This is a genomic window from Desulfitobacterium metallireducens DSM 15288 (assembly GCF_000231405.2).
In the GTDB taxonomy this organism is placed as follows: domain Bacteria; phylum Bacillota; class Desulfitobacteriia; order Desulfitobacteriales; family Desulfitobacteriaceae; genus Desulfitobacterium_A; species Desulfitobacterium_A metallireducens.
The window spans coordinates 2,353,471-2,370,496 of the sequence record NZ_CP007032.1; the positions used below are offsets into that span (position 1 = coordinate 2,353,471).

The 17,026-nt window shown below is 40.5% G+C and carries 16 protein-coding genes; 2 read left to right on the top strand and 14 right to left on the bottom strand.

Annotation, left to right across the window (positions count from 1 at the left end; genetic code table 11):
- Position 1: 1 nt before the first annotated feature.
- The 5 genes from gmk to DESME_RS11530 form a co-directional block, all read right to left on the bottom strand.
- Positions 2–604 (bottom strand): guanylate kinase, encoded by a 603-nt coding sequence (gene gmk / locus DESME_RS11510; RefSeq protein ID WP_006716581.1) that lies wholly within the window; start codon positions 602–604, stop codon positions 2–4.
- Positions 605–615: 11 nt separating this feature from the next.
- Positions 616–888: an extracellular matrix/biofilm regulator RemA gene (gene remA, locus DESME_RS11515; RefSeq protein WP_006716582.1), complete on the bottom strand. Its 273-nt coding sequence runs from the start codon at positions 886–888 to the stop codon at positions 616–618.
- 13 nt (positions 889–901) lie between these two features.
- Positions 902–1,783, bottom strand: coding sequence for a YicC/YloC family endoribonuclease (locus DESME_RS11520; protein ID WP_025248786.1), 882 nt, complete (start codon positions 1,781–1,783; stop codon positions 902–904).
- Positions 1,784–1,922: 139 nt separating this feature from the next.
- Positions 1,923–2,786, bottom strand: coding sequence for a diaminopimelate epimerase (gene dapF, locus DESME_RS11525; RefSeq protein WP_006716584.1), 864 nt, complete (start codon positions 2,784–2,786; stop codon positions 1,923–1,925).
- A gap of 277 nt (positions 2,787–3,063) precedes the next feature.
- The gene (locus tag DESME_RS11530) at positions 3,064–5,805 is read right to left on the bottom strand and encodes a calcium-transporting P-type ATPase, PMR1-type (RefSeq protein WP_006716585.1); all 2,742 of its coding nucleotides are present in this window, start codon (positions 5,803–5,805) and stop codon (positions 3,064–3,066) included.
- 67 nt (positions 5,806–5,872) lie between these two features.
- Here DESME_RS11530 and DESME_RS16400 point away from each other — a divergent pair, with 67 nt between their 5' ends.
- Positions 5,873–5,995, top strand: a complete 123-nt coding sequence (locus DESME_RS16400; RefSeq protein ID WP_282432810.1) for a hypothetical protein — start codon at positions 5,873–5,875, stop codon at positions 5,993–5,995.
- Positions 5,996–6,187: 192 nt separating this feature from the next.
- Positions 6,188–8,047 (top strand): Rqc2 family fibronectin-binding protein, encoded by a 1,860-nt coding sequence (locus DESME_RS11535; RefSeq protein ID WP_006716586.1) that lies wholly within the window; start codon positions 6,188–6,190, stop codon positions 8,045–8,047.
- A gap of 380 nt (positions 8,048–8,427) precedes the next feature.
- On the opposite strand, the gene DESME_RS11540 is transcribed toward DESME_RS11535, so the two are convergent.
- From DESME_RS11540 to DESME_RS11580, 9 genes are all read right to left on the bottom strand, one after another.
- Positions 8,428–8,859, bottom strand: coding sequence for an FAD synthase family protein (locus DESME_RS11540; RefSeq protein ID WP_006716587.1), 432 nt, complete (start codon positions 8,857–8,859; stop codon positions 8,428–8,430).
- Positions 8,860–9,057: 198 nt separating this feature from the next.
- Positions 9,058–10,467 carry a lipopolysaccharide biosynthesis protein gene (locus DESME_RS11545; protein ID WP_006716588.1) on the bottom strand — a complete coding sequence of 470 codons (1,410 nt, stop codon included), beginning with the start codon at positions 10,465–10,467 and terminating at the stop codon, positions 9,058–9,060.
- 42 nt (positions 10,468–10,509) lie between these two features.
- Positions 10,510–11,631 (bottom strand): EpsG family protein, encoded by a 1,122-nt coding sequence (locus DESME_RS11550; protein WP_006716589.1) that lies wholly within the window; start codon positions 11,629–11,631, stop codon positions 10,510–10,512.
- Entirely contained in the window at positions 11,631–12,752 is a 1,122-nt protein-coding gene (locus DESME_RS11555; RefSeq protein WP_006716590.1) for a glycosyltransferase family 1 protein, read from the bottom strand. The genes DESME_RS11550 and DESME_RS11555 overlap by 1 nt, the downstream gene beginning before the upstream one ends.
- Before the next feature lie 3 nt (positions 12,753–12,755).
- Positions 12,756–13,583, bottom strand: coding sequence for a LicD family protein (locus tag DESME_RS11560; protein WP_006716591.1), 828 nt, complete (start codon positions 13,581–13,583; stop codon positions 12,756–12,758).
- A 45-nt stretch (positions 13,584–13,628) separates the two neighbouring features.
- The gene (locus tag DESME_RS11565; RefSeq protein WP_006716592.1) at positions 13,629–14,636 is read right to left on the bottom strand and encodes a glycosyltransferase family 2 protein; all 1,008 of its coding nucleotides are present in this window, start codon (positions 14,634–14,636) and stop codon (positions 13,629–13,631) included.
- Positions 14,637–14,696: 60 nt separating this feature from the next.
- Positions 14,697–15,506: a tyrosine-protein phosphatase gene (locus DESME_RS11570; protein ID WP_006716593.1), complete on the bottom strand. Its 810-nt coding sequence runs from the start codon at positions 15,504–15,506 to the stop codon at positions 14,697–14,699.
- Positions 15,507–15,551: 45 nt separating this feature from the next.
- Positions 15,552–16,250 (bottom strand): CpsD/CapB family tyrosine-protein kinase, encoded by a 699-nt coding sequence (locus tag DESME_RS11575; RefSeq protein WP_006716594.1) that lies wholly within the window; start codon positions 16,248–16,250, stop codon positions 15,552–15,554.
- 9 nt (positions 16,251–16,259) lie between these two features.
- A complete protein-coding gene (locus DESME_RS11580; RefSeq protein ID WP_006716595.1) occupies positions 16,260–16,958 on the bottom strand; it encodes a YveK family protein in 699 nt (232 codons plus the stop codon).
- Between the last annotated feature and the right edge of the window lie 68 nt (positions 16,959–17,026).

The window sequence follows — 17,026 nt, forward strand, 5'->3', positions numbered from 1 at the left end:
ATTACACCCCCTGGAAATCATAAGGTTTTCTTTTTACACGACACTTTTCGGCGACAAGTATGTTTTTGAGCTTATCAACCGCTTTGTCTAGCTCATCATTAACAATCACATAATCATACTCTGTCACATAGCTAAGTTCACGCGTTGCTGTTTCTAAACGTTTGCGAATCACATCTTCTGATTCCGTCCCCCGTTTATGAATTCGCTCCGAAAGCACGCTCAAGGACGGTGGAACCACAAAGACAAAAACGCCATGAGGAAATCGTTTTTTAATCTGTAAAGCCCCTTGAATTTCAATTTCCAAAATAACATCGATACCCGCTTGCAGGGACTGTTCTACGGCAAACTGAGGAGTTCCATAATAGTTCTCGCAAAATTCAGCCCATTCGAGAAGTTCATCGTTTTGAATCATCGATTGAAACTCTTCCCGTGTACGAAAGAAATAATCTACTCCATCTACTTCACTCGGGCGAGGATTTCGAGTCGTTGCCGAAACCGAATATTTAACATCCGGCAATTGCCTTAAAAGCTCGTGACAAATCGTCCCTTTTCCAGCACCCGATGGCCCTGAGAGAACAATCAATAATCCATTACTCTTTTCCACTCTGGTCCCCCTTAATCTGCCGGATCCTCTTGGGAATTCGTATCCTTACTGGACAAACGATGGGCGACAGTCTCGGGTTGTACTGCTGAAAGAATGACATGATGACTATCACAGATAATCACAGCACGCGTGCGGCGACCATAGGTAGCATCAATAAGCATACCTGCATCCCGCGCTTCTTGGATAATCCGCTTAATCGGAGCAGATTCCGGGCTTACAATAGAAATAATTCGATTAGCAGAGACAATATTACCAAACCCTATGTTGATCAGCTTGATATCCAAAATAAACCCTCCGTTACTCAAGATTTTGGACTTGTTCCCTAATTTTCTCCAGCTCGCTTTTCACTTCAACCACATGTTGAGCAATTCTTACATTATTCGCTTTTGAGCCTATTGTATTGATTTCTCGGTTCATCTCTTGTACCAGAAAGTCGAGCTTACGTCCTACCGGTTCTGAACTTCGTAAAGTTTGACGAGCTTGATCTAAATGACTTTGTAAGCGAACCAACTCTTCGGTAATCGAAACCCGATCTGCAAAGATCGCCACTTCATTGGCAAGCCGAGCTTCATCCACAACAGAATTTTCCCCCAACAAGAGTTGAATTCTTTCCCGTAGACGATTTTGGTAATCAGGCACCATACTTTCCGATAAGCTAGAAATCTGATCTTTCTCATTTGAGATGGTATCTAATCGTTTGAGAAGATCTTCTGCAAGCTTTTCTCCCTCAATTTTCCGCATCTCCATAAAACCAAGCAGTGCTTGACTGACTGCACCGTTCAAGGTCTCCCATAGAAGGTCTAAATTCATTTCCTCATCTTCTACAGCAAGAACTTCCGGTAAAGCGGTCAAACGATAGATATCGGTCTCATACGCTGTTTCAAGGGCTAAAGCAAGTTCCTTCAAGGTTTTATCATACGACAGGGCTAAATCTTTGTCAACCTTCACCAATCTCTTTTTTTCTTCCGTTTCCTTAACATTGATAAAGACATCAATCCGGCCCCGTTGGATCTTTTCCTGAAGAAACTTGCGGATTCGTTCTTCAAAACTCACCATATTCCGTGGTAACCGAACTGAAGCCTCAAAAAAACGATGATTGACTGATTTTAACTCTACCGTAAAATGATACCCATAGCCTGAATCTTCTCCCCTACCAAAACCGGTCATACTATTCGCCATTTCTAAAGCCCAGCTTTCTTCCTTCATATATTATGTACTATTATATATACCCGTTTTTAGGAAAAGCAAATAATTTGAGTTGACCCTACAAAGGATGGAATAAAGACTGTCCCTGACAATAGAGACAGTCTCAAAATCTCTATTGAGTTATCTTGTCATCAAGAATTATCCCTCTAAACACATAGGTCGCCGGTCCTGTCATATAGACGCGATTATCTTCACCCCACTCAATGAAAAGATCTCCACCCGGTAAATGAACGGTTACTTTTCGTTCTATCTTACCATTGAGAATGGCCGCAACCGTTGAGGCACAGGCCCCTGTTCCACACGCTAAAGTTGGCCCAGCTCCACGTTCCCAAACCTTCATTGTAATTTCCCCTCGGGAGTCCACCCGGATGAACTCAACATTGGTCTTTCTAGGAAATAGCGGATGCTTTTCAATCGCAGGTCCAAGATGCTCAAAATCCAAATTTTTATAATCATCGACAAAGATGACACAGTGAGGGTTTCCCATCGACACCGCCGTATACTCGAATTCCTGTCCCTCCACCTCAAGTTTAGCACCAACAACTGGCTCACCTTGTGCCAAGACGGGAATCAAACCGGGTTTAAGAATGGGTTCGCCCATATCTACCCGAACCCCTGTTACTTTCTCTCCCTCAAGGGTGAGTTGTAACGTAAGAATTCCAGCTAAGGTTTCGACTTGGATTGTATTCTTCTTAATATATCCCTGATCAAAAATATACCGAGCAAAACAACGAATTCCGTTACCACACATTTCCGGCTCTGAGCCATCTAGATTAAAAATCCGCATTCTGGCATCGGCTACTTGTGAAGGAAGCACAGCAATTAAACCATCACTACCCACTCCAAATTGACGGTGACAAAGTCGACGGGCAAGTTCGGGATAGTCTCCTTCACTCTCCCCTTCTGCGGGTTGCTTATTAAAATGGTCTATAAAAACAAAATCATTACCGAGACCATGCATTTTTACAAATTCCATCCATCTTGACCTCCTTCATGAATTAGAAACATGTCAGCTTAAAGATACTATGGTTAATCACTCAGGTCAACTCAGTAGGGATTTCTTACTATATTAACAGTAATTCTACAAAACCCTCTCAATTCCTTTTCACTTTAGCCCATATATTTCCAACAAATTTAAAAATGGTCGTGTAGTTTCGGGTCTTTTGCAATAGTCCATAATTATTTTGAACACCAAAAAAGAGGCTGTTTTGCGACAGCCCCTAGTACTATTACTGATTCATTGAGTATGAACTTCACTTTCCTCCGACCACTGAGGTGCGTCTATTTCCTGCATTCTTGACCAAACGCCAAAGCCCAATAAGGATCGATGGGCCACCGGCAACCCCTAAAATGATTCCCCACTGCCAGAGTTGCAACGGAGCTGTTTTAAAAATAGCTTGGAGCGGGGGCAGATAGATTACACTCAGTTGCATTAGAGTTGAAGTTGTAACTGCGGCTACTAGGTAGGGATTAGAGAACAACCCCACTTCAAAAATACCACGCGACTCTGACTTACAATCAAAAACATGGAATAATTGGGAGAAGACCAAGGTGCTAAAAGCCATCGTCCTGGCGGTTAACATATTCCCTCCTAAGAACATACCTGTAACAAACACGATTAACGTCCCAAGTCCAATCATTGTACCGCGAATGACGATTTTTCGCGCCAACCCACGGGAGAAGATGCTTTCTCCCGGCGCTCGTGGTGGGCGGCTCATGATATCTTTATCCACCCCATCAACCCCTAAAGCCATTGCCGGTAAACCGTCCGTAACAAGATTAACCCAAAGTATCTGGATTGCTAATAACGGGAGCGGGAGTCCAACCAGCGTTGCTAAGAACATTGTCAAGACTTCTCCCAAGTTACACGAAAGCAAATAACGGATAAACTTACGGATATTGTCATAAATTCCCCGACCTTCTTCAACTGCTGCAACGATCGTCGCAAAGTTATCATCGGCTAGAACCATAGCAGAAGCCTCTTTTGTCACATCTGTTCCCGTTTTTCCCATCGCTATTCCAATATCTGCTTCCTTAACTGCAGGAGCATCATTAACCCCATCACCTGTCATCGCTACCACTTGCTTTTTTTTCTTCAATGCCCGAACGATGCGTAGTTTATCTTTCGGGGTAACCCGGGCATAAACCGAGATATTCATAACTCTCTTCTCTAGTTCCTCATCGGATATTTGTTCCATCTCCGCCCCTGTCATTATTCCATGGGAATTTCCCCTTAAGATTCCAAGCTCCTGTGCCACCGCTTCCGCAGTCAGTCGATGGTCCCCCGTGATCATAACGGGTTTGATCCCCGCACGACGGCAGACTTGAATCGCTTTACCCGCACTTGCTCGAGGAGGGTCAATCATCCCCATCAAACCCACAAAGACTAAGTTTTCTTCAATCCGCTCGTCTTGTTTCTCTCCTTCACGCAGAGAACGTTCGGCGATGGCTAATACCCGTAACGCTTTGCGCGCCATTTCATCATTGGCTCGCATGATTGTACGGCGTCGAATATCCGAGATTTCTACGATTCCCTCAGAAGTAAGCTCATTTTTACAAAGTCTGAGGATGACATCGGGTGCTCCCTTAACATACGCTTTTCGTTCATGTTTTCCTTTATAGACAACACTCATCCGTTTACGATCTGAGTCAAAGGGAATTTCCCCAATTCGTTCTTCTTTCCGTTCTAAGGTCTCCCTCCAAATCCCAGCCTTGGCTGCTGCAACGAGTAAAGCACCCTCTGTCGGGTCTCCCTCAATTCCCCAAGGAGATTCTTTGTTTGAAGAGCGGAAAAGTCCGGCAACCTGTACCCCTTTTTTAGTTAAAGTCGAGTTATTGCATAACGCCGCAACTTTTAAAGCTTCATTCAAAGGATCTTTTGTCTTCATCGGATCTCCGCCATGAAATTCTCCTTTCGGATCATATCCCTGTCCTGTCACTGCAATCATTCGCCGATCTGAATAAATCTGGCGTACGGTCATTTCATTTTGCGTCAGCGTCCCGGTCTTATCCGAGCAAATCACGGTGGCGCAACCTAAGGTTTCCACTGCCGGAAGCTTACGAACGATTGCTTTTCTTTTGACCATCCGTTGAACTCCAATCGCTAAAGCGACGGTTACAATCGCTGGAAGTCCTTCAGGAATCGCAGCAACAGCTAAGGAAACTCCGGCAAGAAACATTTTATAGAAACCTTCTCCCCGCCAAACGCCTGTTGCCACAACCAACCCACACACAATTAAACTAATAAGAACGAGATATTTACCCAGCTGATCAAGACGTTTCTGAAGGGGAGTCTCCTCATCTTCAACACTCTGAATCATCCCCGCGATAATCCCCATTTCCGTATCCATACCGGTTGCAACAATCACTCCTGCTCCACGACCGTTAACTACGACTGTCCCCATATACCCCATATTAGACCGATCCGCCATCGGCGTTAATTCATCGGCTAAGGCTGAGACCATTTTATTGACAGGATGAGATTCGCCCGTGAGTGCTGATTCTTCCACTTCGATATTTACCGCTTGGATCCAGCGTATATCTGCAGGTATTCGATCTCCCGCCTCCAGTAAGACGATGTCGCCTGGCACAAGATCCGCAGCTGGGATTCGACTTTCTATCCCGTCCCGGAGTACTCTAGCTTCTGGAGCAGTTAAAGATTTAAGGGAATCAATCGATTTTTCCGCCCGATATTCCTGAATAAATCCAAGAACGGCATTCACAATCAGAATAGCCATAATCGTGATAGCATCCGCTATTTCACCCAACAGCCCCGATACAATCGTCGCCGCTAATAGGACCAAAACCATAAAATCCTTAAATTGCCCTAAGAATACGAAAACAGGATGGGTTCCCTTTTTCGTCTCAAGCCTGTTTTTCCCGAACTCGATTAAGCGATGATTCACCTCTTTCAAGCCTAATCCCTTACCTGGATGAACTTCAAAGGCCTTTACTACGTCGAGCCAAGGTAAAACATGCCACGCTTGTTGCCGCATTCCTTTCTTCCTCCTTTAAATCCTGTCCACTCTTTTTGTACATGCTTATTCAGGAGGGGAAAGAAAAATGACCAAGAATTGTGGTATACTATATCAACGATTGAAAGCATCATTAGAAGATAATGCAGTTTCGGGTCGTGTAGCTTCTCACCCATCCGTTCACTTAGCGCTTCTGGGCTGGCACACTTGATTCCGTGGGAGCTTCGCCAAACCTCAGGGTAATACCTTATGTGAACCATGGGCTACGCTAACCCACAGAACCAACGTGCGCCTTAGCGCCCTTCCGCGAAAGCGTTCACTCCTGTGCGAGAAGCTACGCTATCGGGTTTCTTTTAACCGTAATTAAATGTTTCAGTATAAAAGATTAAAAAGGAGTCTCCATATGGCCTTAGATGGTGTAACCCTAAATCATCTTGTTAAAGAACTCGCTCCTCAACTCATTGGAGCGCGCATTGATAAAGTCGTTCAACCTGAGAAGGAAGAAATTCATCTTTATCTCCGCAATCAGGGCAAGTCGTTGCGCTTGCTTTTAAACATAAGCGCCACCGCTGCTCGATTGCATCTCACTCAAGAAAACAAAAAGAATCCAACATCCCCGCCCATGTTTTGCATGATTCTGCGCAAACACCTTGAAGGCGGGAAAATACTCAACCTTGAGCAAATTGGACTCGAGCGGATCGTTCTCATCACCGTGCAAAACTACAATGAATATGGAGACCTTGCCACACTCCAGCTTTATCTGGAAATCATGGGCAAACACAGCAATCTAATCCTTGTTGATCCTGTAAAGCAAGTTATACTTGATGGGATAAAACGCTATTCTCATGCCGTTAGCCGCCATCGCGAAGTCCTACCCGGCCGCACCTATATCATCCCCCCTTCGCAAGGAAAATGGGATCCCATTTCCGAATCAGAAGAAGAAACGTTTCGCTCTGTGCTTTTAAAAGATGAAATCTCCGGTAAGTTAATCGACCTGCTTGTCAAACACTTCAATGGTATCAGCCCAGAACTTGCACGGGAAGTCGTGGTCCGCGCAGGACTCAGTCTAACAATCCGGCTTGAACAATGCGGAGATATTGACCTTTCCCGAGTTTTCCAAGGATATCTTACACTAGCTAACCCTGATACCCTGCCTCAAATCGAGCCTTGTCTTTATTATCAAAGTGATGCCCCCTCAAAAAAAGGACTTCCCACAGCCTTTACGTTTGTCCCCTTCCAGCAATATCAGGGCTTAACGGCTGAAACTTTTTTCTCTCTCGATGCAGCCATTGAACGCTTCTATCACTCTAAAGCTTCAAACAATAATCTCGAGGCCAAACGCGGCTCACTCCGTAAAATCGTGCAGGAAAATCTACACCATATGAATAAAAAGCTTAGCATTTATGAAGAAACGATGGAAAACGCTGAGAAATCGTTTAAATATTCCAGATGGGGTGAGTTAATCACCGCGAATCTTTACCGAATAACCCCGGGAATGACTGAAATCACCGTTGAGGATTATAATGAAGAAACACTCCCCCAAATTACGATTCAACTAGATCCTCAACTAAGCGGGATCGATAATTCGCAACGTTACTACCGACTCTATAACAAGGCTAAGGTCACCTTACAAAAGACCGAACCACTTAAAGCAGCGAGTTTAAATGAAGTGAACTACTTGGAGTCTGTTCTTCTCAGTCTCGAACAAGCCTCCACTCCTTCGGAAATTGAGGAAGTCCACAAAGAGTTAATCGATCAAGAATACCTTGCCGGCAAGCATATCAACAAAAGCAACCCTAAAAAGGCGAGCAAATATCCGAACAAAGCAAATGCGAAGAAAAAACAAGGAAATAAGCCGGAAGCCCCTCAACCTAAGACCTATCTTTCGAGCGAAGGTCGGATGATTTTAGTAGGAAAAAACAATCGACAAAACGATTGGCTCACTCTAAAAAAAGGTCGTCCTCAAGACCTTTGGCTCCACGTTAAGAACATTCCCGGTTCTCATGTCCTCATTCCGCTCGAGGATGGAGAGGAATTTCCCGATGACACCACCCTCGAAGAGGCAGCAGCACTGGCTATTCACTTCAGCCAAGCCAAAGGATCAAGCCAAGTGCCTGTGGACTATACGCATGTTAAGAATATTAAAAAGCCGAATGCCGCAAAACCAGGTATGGTCATTTATGAAACGAACTGGAGTTTGTATCTTACACCAAAGCCGGAGGTAATTGAGCGGTTGTTGTCCACGGAAAATGCAGATGAGTAATCTAGCGAACTTTAAAAGAAAAGATTAGGGACAGGCAAATGCCTGTCCCTTTAAGTCTTTCAATCGTAAACTTAAGCTTTCTTAACTTTCTTGTGCCCACACACCAGGCAATTTTGATACAGCTCCTTGGTTTTAGTCTCATCTTTAAAGTTGATGATAATAAAGCTTTTATCGGGTAGTAAGAAACACATACGGACCTTTGTTTGTTTGTTTCCATAAATAGTTAAAAGAGGGACACCTTCAAGATCTTTAACTCCATATTAAAAATATACCTGGCTCGATGTTTTAATTCCCCTTGAGGATGGAGAGGAATTTCCCGATGATGCGACCCTCGAGGAGGCAGCAGCACTGGTCACTCACTTCAGCCAAATATTTTATTCTTAGATTTTGCTTAAGACATTTCTTAAAAGTGTTGATGAAGTATTCTGGGTATAGGGAACATAAATGACAGTGACACCTTTTTTAGCTAATTTCTCTTCTATTGTTATATAATGATTACTGCCTTTCCAATCATCACCGACAATGAGAACGTCAAATCTATATTTTTCATAAGCCATAATCTTGTTTCTACTTGTCACCGGCACAACCTTATCTACATACCGTATGCTCTCAACAATTGCAATACGCTCAGTCGTGGGAATGACTGGCGTTTTTTTCTTATATTCTTGGACAAGCTCATCTGTATTAACACCGACAATAAGAATCTCGCATATCTCTTTTGCACGCCGCAATATATTTAAGTGCCCGACATGGAATAAATCAAAAACGCCTGCTGTATATCCGATTAGATATTTCTTTTTTTGTGAATTCATAAAAGGCGCACCTACTTCCCATTCCTTAGTACTCTTTTTAAAAATCCTTTGATTAGATTTTTAATAACCTAGCTATTCTTATACAATTCGAGATAAAGGATATATATTACTATTATTTGAGTAAAGAAAAGCCCAACCCCAAGGTTGGACATGAATTTTCTATTTTTGAGTTTTGTAGTAGCTAGTCAATTCGAAATATTAAGACTCCCTATCTCTAAATTTTAGACAAAAAAACGATGATATGTATTTCTGATTGTAAAAAACATTTAACACCAAAATGCTGAGAAATATAATAATCTGAAATAATATAACATTTTTCTCTACAAAAGACCTTATAATAGCTTGCACTGTCAAAAGAAAAATGCTAAAAAATAAGTAAAAGTATTTTACATCAATTTGCGAATATTGTTTTGTGTTAAACATTCTTACTATGACAATAATAAAGTAACTCACTATGTTTGAATATACAGCACCATATACGCCGATTTTCGGTATCAAAACAAAACACCCAACTACGTTCACAACAGCCCCGATTACGGTACTGACCATACTCATTAAGTTCTTCTTGACAGCCAGATAAAAAGTTCCGAAATATATAGAGTAGCAACCTAAAACTGCAGATACCAGTAACAATGGCACATAATGCCAGGCCTCATAGAAGTCACCTCTCAACACAATACGAGAGATAAGTGGCGTGAAGAAAATAACCGCAGAACCTGCCAACACAATAAAGGCCGAGTAGAATTCAAACACCATAGTGAAAAATTGTTTACTATCTTGGCTCTTGCTTTCCTTTGATGCTGAAAACTGCCAGGCTTGCTGAAAGATTGTCGCCAACAAGTTTATCATGGATGGTAATTTGCAAGCGGCAGAAAACATTCCGGCAATTCCGATGCCGCAAACAGCGCTGACAATGTATCTGCTGAATACATTATTAAACCACCACGAAACCATATTGGGCACATTGGGCAGTGAAAAAATAAGCATTTCTTTCTGCATCTCTTTACTTGTTCTCTTTATGTTGCAGTATTGTCCGATATGTACACTAAAGAACAAATATACTGCCGCCATGACATTGGATAATATAATGGCAAGCAGATATCCGGAGGTTTCAAGCTTCAGCGCTAACAAAAACAACATATTAAAGCCGAGAAGAGATAATGTATTTATAATGCCACTAATAACAAATTTTTTAATATGTCCCATACCGCGTGCAAAATTTGCAAATAACGAGCGAGTTGCATTTGCCATATACAAGGCCAAAAAGAAACATGTATATTCGTACTTAATAAATATATTTCCAACTAGAATAATTACAGACACAATCGCAAAGCTTATTAGCAATACATTTAAACCAATATTAAATATTTGCTGTTTGTCACTATCTTCATCAATGACAAATCGATAAACCGCATCTGAAATACACAATGTAGCAACCGGTAAAAACAGCTCTATGGAATTATTTAGTAAATCCGCAACGCCATACTGCTCAGTTGTTAATGTAGTAGTATACAAAGGCATTAAAAAGAATAGTATTACTTTCGAAAATACGTTCCCTATTGCAAAAACAAACGTATCTGATAGTAATCGCATAAATTTACCGTTCATCTAGTCTTCTCCAATATTTGAAGTAACTATCAATAATGATACTTAGTGCTGCCAAAAAAATTCATAGGGATAAATATAGTTCCAATCCGGCCGATATAACTGTATAGTCGTGAAATATATTGTGAACGCAACAATAACCACAGCTGTCAACAAAACTGATAAATTTTTATTTTTAAAATTTCTCAGTATATTTGGCAGATATACTATTGAAAATACACTAAAATATTCACTCATACGATCCAGCAGATTGAATTTAAATGAAATAACTGTAACTGATAAACTAAACATCAAAAATATAGTCATGATTTGATTCTCGTTATTTTCTTTTATTGTCGCAATCCCATTCTCATTTACCAATTTTGATTCCCTTTTATATGCTCCAGAACATAATCCAACCAGAAAAATACAAAGTGTTATTCCGAAACTCACCACGCTTGCAGTTCTTATTCCTCCTTCCATATATTTTCCCCCTAGATAATACTGATATATAGGTAAATATGAGAACAGTACATTTAAAGCACGAGTAAAAACAATATAGACTACAATTGTTCCAGCCGTAAACGCTCCAATAGTCTTATAATTAATTCTCATTTTCGAAATGGGATATGCCAGTACAAATACAATCGCTGTTTTGTGAAAGGTTGTCGCCAATATTACACAAATAAGAAACGGCAGTATTTTTTTTCGCTTAATAAAACTATAGGAATAAAGCAAAACAATCATTGCTATGCATTGTCTAAGTATATTCACGGCACTTCCGAAATATCCCATAACCAAAAATAAGTAAACGCTCAGCCATACATTCATCGAATATTTTCGTATAAAACGTGCATATCCAACAATTAGTATTAAACTCGTTATTGCTAATAAGACCTGTGGATTCCCATTGATTATGCTTACTGCCTTGTTATAGTACAGATAGCCCAACTCATAACGGCTATTCGTATTCAAGTCTTGAATGGACATGCGTGATATATTTTCAAAAAGCCAAACATAAGTCTGCGTGTCATTTCCTATAGTATGTGCTCTCAAAGCAGCCAAAACAAACAGTACACTCATCGTACAAAACAAATATATACTATCTTTTTTACCATGCTGTTTTCCATAGTACAGTATCAAAGCCGCTATCAAGAAATATCCCATAAGGCCGTAATACAATGACATTATCTTTCGTCTCCAGACATTTCAACATATATTTTTTCTAATTTTTTGGCTTCTTCGTTGATGTCAAGTCCTGCTAATTTAATTTGCTCTGTTGTGTCATTTCGATTATGAACCATTGCCTTTTTAATTATCAGTTCACTCCAATTTGAAAGCGAAGCAGATAATTTTAGATGATCCACATTGGTAATATCAATTTCTTTTGTGACCTTATCACTCATGACACACGGCAGTCCTGTCGACTGTGCTTCTATGCCGATTACCGGCAATCCTTCATATAGAGATGGAAGTACAAACACATCCATCGCCTGCAACAAATCTGGTATATCACTACGTTGACCCAAAAAGAAAACAAAACCGTTCAATCCTAGATTCTCAACCTTTTGTTTGATCTTCTTTTCTAGCGGTCCTCTGCCAACAAGCATTAATACTGTGTTATTGTTCTTTTTGTGAATTTCATTAAAAATATCAATTAAGAACACATGGTTTTTTTGCTCAGTAAATCTTCCCACGTGACCAACTACCACTTTTCCTGTGAGCCCTAGTCCATTACGTACATCATCACGAACGGTTTCATTATATTGAAACCTCTTGCAATTAATCGCATTATTGATAACCATCACTTTTCCAGCACGTATTCTCTTTTCCCCGTACAAAAATGTACCTGCAGCTTTTGAACAGGTAAAGTAGTGATTAGCTTGACGTTTTAGTGGAAAGCAAAGGATACGATTGCGCAATGCCTTAATTTTATTGTCAGAAAACATAGTAGCATGGCTATGTGTGATAATATGTTTTATACCATTTTTCTTTGCAATTGGAGCAAGGAAAAAGGTGAGATATACCTCATGATTATGTAATGCAACATATTCGTTCGCATGCCTTGAGAAAAAGTGATTATACTGCATACATGTCGCTAGCCTGAAACCAGGCTTGACCAAACAGAATGTATGGCCACCTAAAAACTCTATTTCTTCTTTGTACGTTCCCTCTATTTCTTTAAAATACAGAAAGTCAAATTGAATTTTTTCACTATTTATATTGCGAAAGTAATTCATGATGAATCCCATGACACCGCTGCCTGTGCTTAGGCTAGACACTACATGCAAGATTTTAATCTTTTCCATTCATTAAAACTCCAAACTGTAAGGTCTATGTCCTACCCTTTTCTCTGATGGAGGCAACATCATATAGTCACCGTAGTGATGTTTTAAATACGAATTCACATGTCCTGGGCAATTTACTTCAACACCTTCAAAACTGATTCTATCTACCTTCTCAAGATCTATGCTCGGTATTTGTAAATACGAATATTTAACAAAAGCTTTTACTTTGCTAGGTGTCTGATTGTATTCTTGACACTCTAAATCAAGTTTTCTATATAAGATCTTTTTAGGAACAAGAATCAAAACAATATGAAGTAATTTCCTGACCGCAATTTTTAATCCGCCTATCACCCCATGTTGTGGTTTGCTTGACCCTGTTAAACATTTAGCTATGAAGAAATTGGAAATAATGTTCACTTTTAGATGATGCTTTTTTCTCTGTTTCAGGTTATCAGGAATATTATCAAAAGGAAAAATATCAACAAAAACACCATGATTAATATTTAAGTTTGCACAATATTCTTCAATAAATTTCGTTCCGTTTTTTCTAACTTTTGCACAATAAAAGGGCGAATTGGGCTCTGTTTCTACCGTCTGTAAAAACAAATCTTGTGGCAATTTTTCCTGCGCTATTGATAAAAAATGATCATAATTTTCTCTAGTCATTCCAATGTCAATATCATCGTCCCATGGAATAAACCCGCCATGACGAACGGCCCCCAGTGCCGTTCCATTAATTATGAAATAGATAATATCATTTTCATCACAAATACGAACTATCTCTTTAAATATACTCAATATTATTGATTGAACTTTATTTAGTTCCGTGCCGTATTCCCCTCTATTTCCCATTTTTATTTTTCCTCCGACGTATTGCTCGCAGCTTAATGTAAATTTCTAAACAACTATTGAGTTTTTCCTCCAGCTCGGCATTTTAAATAAGCCTACCAAAGTTCCGACACCATAACTGACATGCAATAAAAGGAACAAGGTCGGTAACGCCGATGACGATACATTAAAATTTTTCTTTTCAACCGATAATACCGCCATCAAAATTGCAACTATCCAGTAAGCTCCCCACATCAGCATGCCCAATTGTGGCAATCCAAAGGTCGCCAATAGACTTGTAATGATGATTCCCAGTACAAACGCAAACGGCACGAAATGGTAGAGTGAAAAGCATTTGGGTGAAATACCTATTGTTAAACCTATCCAATACCCATTAAGGAATTTTTGCTTTATCATCTTCACTAGACTATTTCTTGAGAAATGGTACGATTTGATTTTTGGCGAAAAAAAGAACTTATACCCTGCCTCCCTCATTCGGTAGTGAATCTCGTTATCCTCAGTTCGGACTAATCTTTCATCATATCCCCCAACACGCTCAAAAACCTCTCTGCTATAGGCTGCATGTGCAAGTGTATTTACATATTGCGGAGAATTAGCATTACGGTATTTAGCAATACCACTGCCAAACATTGATTTTTCAGCCATCAACAATGTACACTGCCAATTGCTACTCTCATCAATAATACTTATCCTAGGACCTCCTGCAATTTTCTCGCCACTTTCCATACAAATTACATTCTGACGAATGAAGTCAGCAGGTATTTTAGAGTGTGCATCAACTCTTAAGATTACATCGCCTTGTGCCTCCGATAAGGCAACGTTCCAGCCACAAGGTAATATCTTTTGTGGGTTATCTAGCACACATACTCTTCTGAATAAACCTTTATATGCTTCGCGGAAATTCTCCATTACATTTTTTGTTTTATCGCTTGAGTTGCTGTCGACCAAAATAGTCTCTATTTTCTTATGTTCGTAGTCTTGCTGTAAAAGATTATTCAGAACATTAGCTATTCTATCTTCTGCATTGTATGCAACGATAATAAATGATACAAGCATATGATACCTCCCCGCAAGCCTCATATCCCCTTTTAAAACAACGGGTACAATATTACTCAACTAAAAAAAGTTTAAGCGCCAACGTTTTTTTCCTGAATTTCCTTTACCTCGTGATTTTGTCCGTATGAATTCCCCTTGAAATTCAGTTCTCTGAATAGCCCCTTGCGTAAGAACCGCTCGAGGGTTTCTTTGCATGAGGATATCCTTTCCGTCCTCACCTAACGAATCTCCTAACAAAGCCAACTCCCTCAAAAAGGGTTCATTTTCTAAACTCGGGTGATGGGTATCCGTACCTACCAAAGAAATCATATGATGTTTAAGTAGCCATAACGCAACTTCTTTAGGTCCCGATCCATAACGTCCGCTTAAGCTCCTCAAATTGAGCTGATACAACACTCCCGATCCAGCCCAATGTTCAAGAAGTGCCCGGTCATTCATGATATAGCTGTAGCGTTCGGGATGAGCTAAAACCGGATGATAACCTGCTACTTGAAGTTCAAAGAAGACCTTCTCAACATAATGAGGAAGTGAGAGTACGGGGAGTTCTACCAGCAGGTATTTCCCCTGCCCTCCAAGCGTTAGAATCCTTCCTTCTTTGACATAACGAGGCAGTTGCGGAAAGAGGTAAATTTCTGCACCAGGAAGTACTTCCAACGGAATCTCCTGTTCCCGTAAAATTTTATTTAGTTGTTCTACAGACTTGCGAATTATTTCCGGGGAAAGAAATGACTTCCCCCCAAGGACGTGAGGGGTAGCGATCACCTGAGTATAGCCCACCTGAACTAGCTGTCGTGCAAGAGTGATGGCCTCTTCAAAATCCCTGACCCCGTCATCGAGACTGGGTAGTATATGGAGGTGGGTATCAATCAAAAAGTTCACCCCTCTTTGAACCTGTAAGCTTGAGCATTTTTTCATTTATGCTTTTTGGCTTGATCGCTGATCATAAGAATAGTAATAGTAATATTCTTTAGTCTTCATTTCCATTTTGTTCAGTACGATACCCAAGATTTTAGCTCCGACTTTTTCCAACTGTTCCTTGGCTTGCACAGCATAGTCACGGCTGACTTCCCCAGATGCCAAAACTAAAACAACTCCATCCACGGATTGAGCCAATATGGATGAATCCGTCACGGCAATCGTTGGTGGAGAATCGATAAGCACAATATCATAGGCCTCAGCCGCTTCGCTTAAGAGTTGTTTCATTCGCTTTGAACCAAGTAGCTCGGCAGGATTCGGCGGAATTGGGCCTGATGTCAAGAGCTCTAAACCTTCTTGGTCCGTCTTTTTAATATAATTCAGAATTGGGAGTCCCTCATCCACGAGTAATGTTGTCAATCCTTCACAGTTATCTTGACTCAATATTTTGTGTTGGGTTGGATTGCGAAGATCTGCATCGATAATAAGCACCTTCTTATCCGTTTGTACCATCATCGATGCAAGATTAGCAATTGTTGAAGATTTTCCTTCTCTTGGGCCAGTACTGGTAAATAGAATTCGTTTAACAACCCGATCAACATTGGAAAATTCGATATTCGTTCTCAGCGTGCGAAAAGCCTCAGAAATCGGCGACTTCGGGCTAAGCATGCTGAACAACTTATATTCGCTCAAAATCATCTTTCCCTTCTAGAGATCATCCGTCTCATAATGCGGGATCATTCCCAATACAGGAAGGCCCAGGAGATTCTCTGCATCGTGAGTCGTTTTGATGGTGTTATCCAAATATTCACGAAGAAAAGCCAAACCTATTGAGACCATTAACCCAATAACAAAGGCAATAAAAACATTAAGGATCTTGTTCGGTTTAACCGGTTTTAGCGGCGCGATGGCCTTATCCACAATACTGATACTATCTACTTTTTTAATATCCATAACTGCTTGAGAAAACTGATTAGCCATCTCATTGGCTATTTGTGCTGCCTGCTCTGGGTTTATATCTTCAACAGTTATAGCCAGAATTTCCGTGTCTTTAACTGGAACGACGGAGATTTTACGATCTAAAGTTTCAATAGCAAAAGGAAGATTCAGCTCCTTTATCACGTCATCTTCCACCGTCCGACTTTTAGCAATCGCACTATACGTTTTAACTAATTGCTGATTTGCCATTAGAACGTCATAGTCGAGAATTTGGCCTGCTTGCTGAACTGGCAAATCAGATGTTTTTTTCCCAACGATCAGCGTCGTAGACGCTTGATAAACGGGTTTAATCACAAAAAAACTGACAAGTCCACTCATTAAAGTGGCAATTAAAGGGATGGCTATAATCATACGCCAGTGCTTCTTAAGCATTTGCCAATACTGTTGGAGGTCGAGTTCTTCTTCCATTTAGTCCTCCCCTCTTACTTTTATATCAGTAATAACTGAACTGCAAAAACAATCATTTACTAAACTAT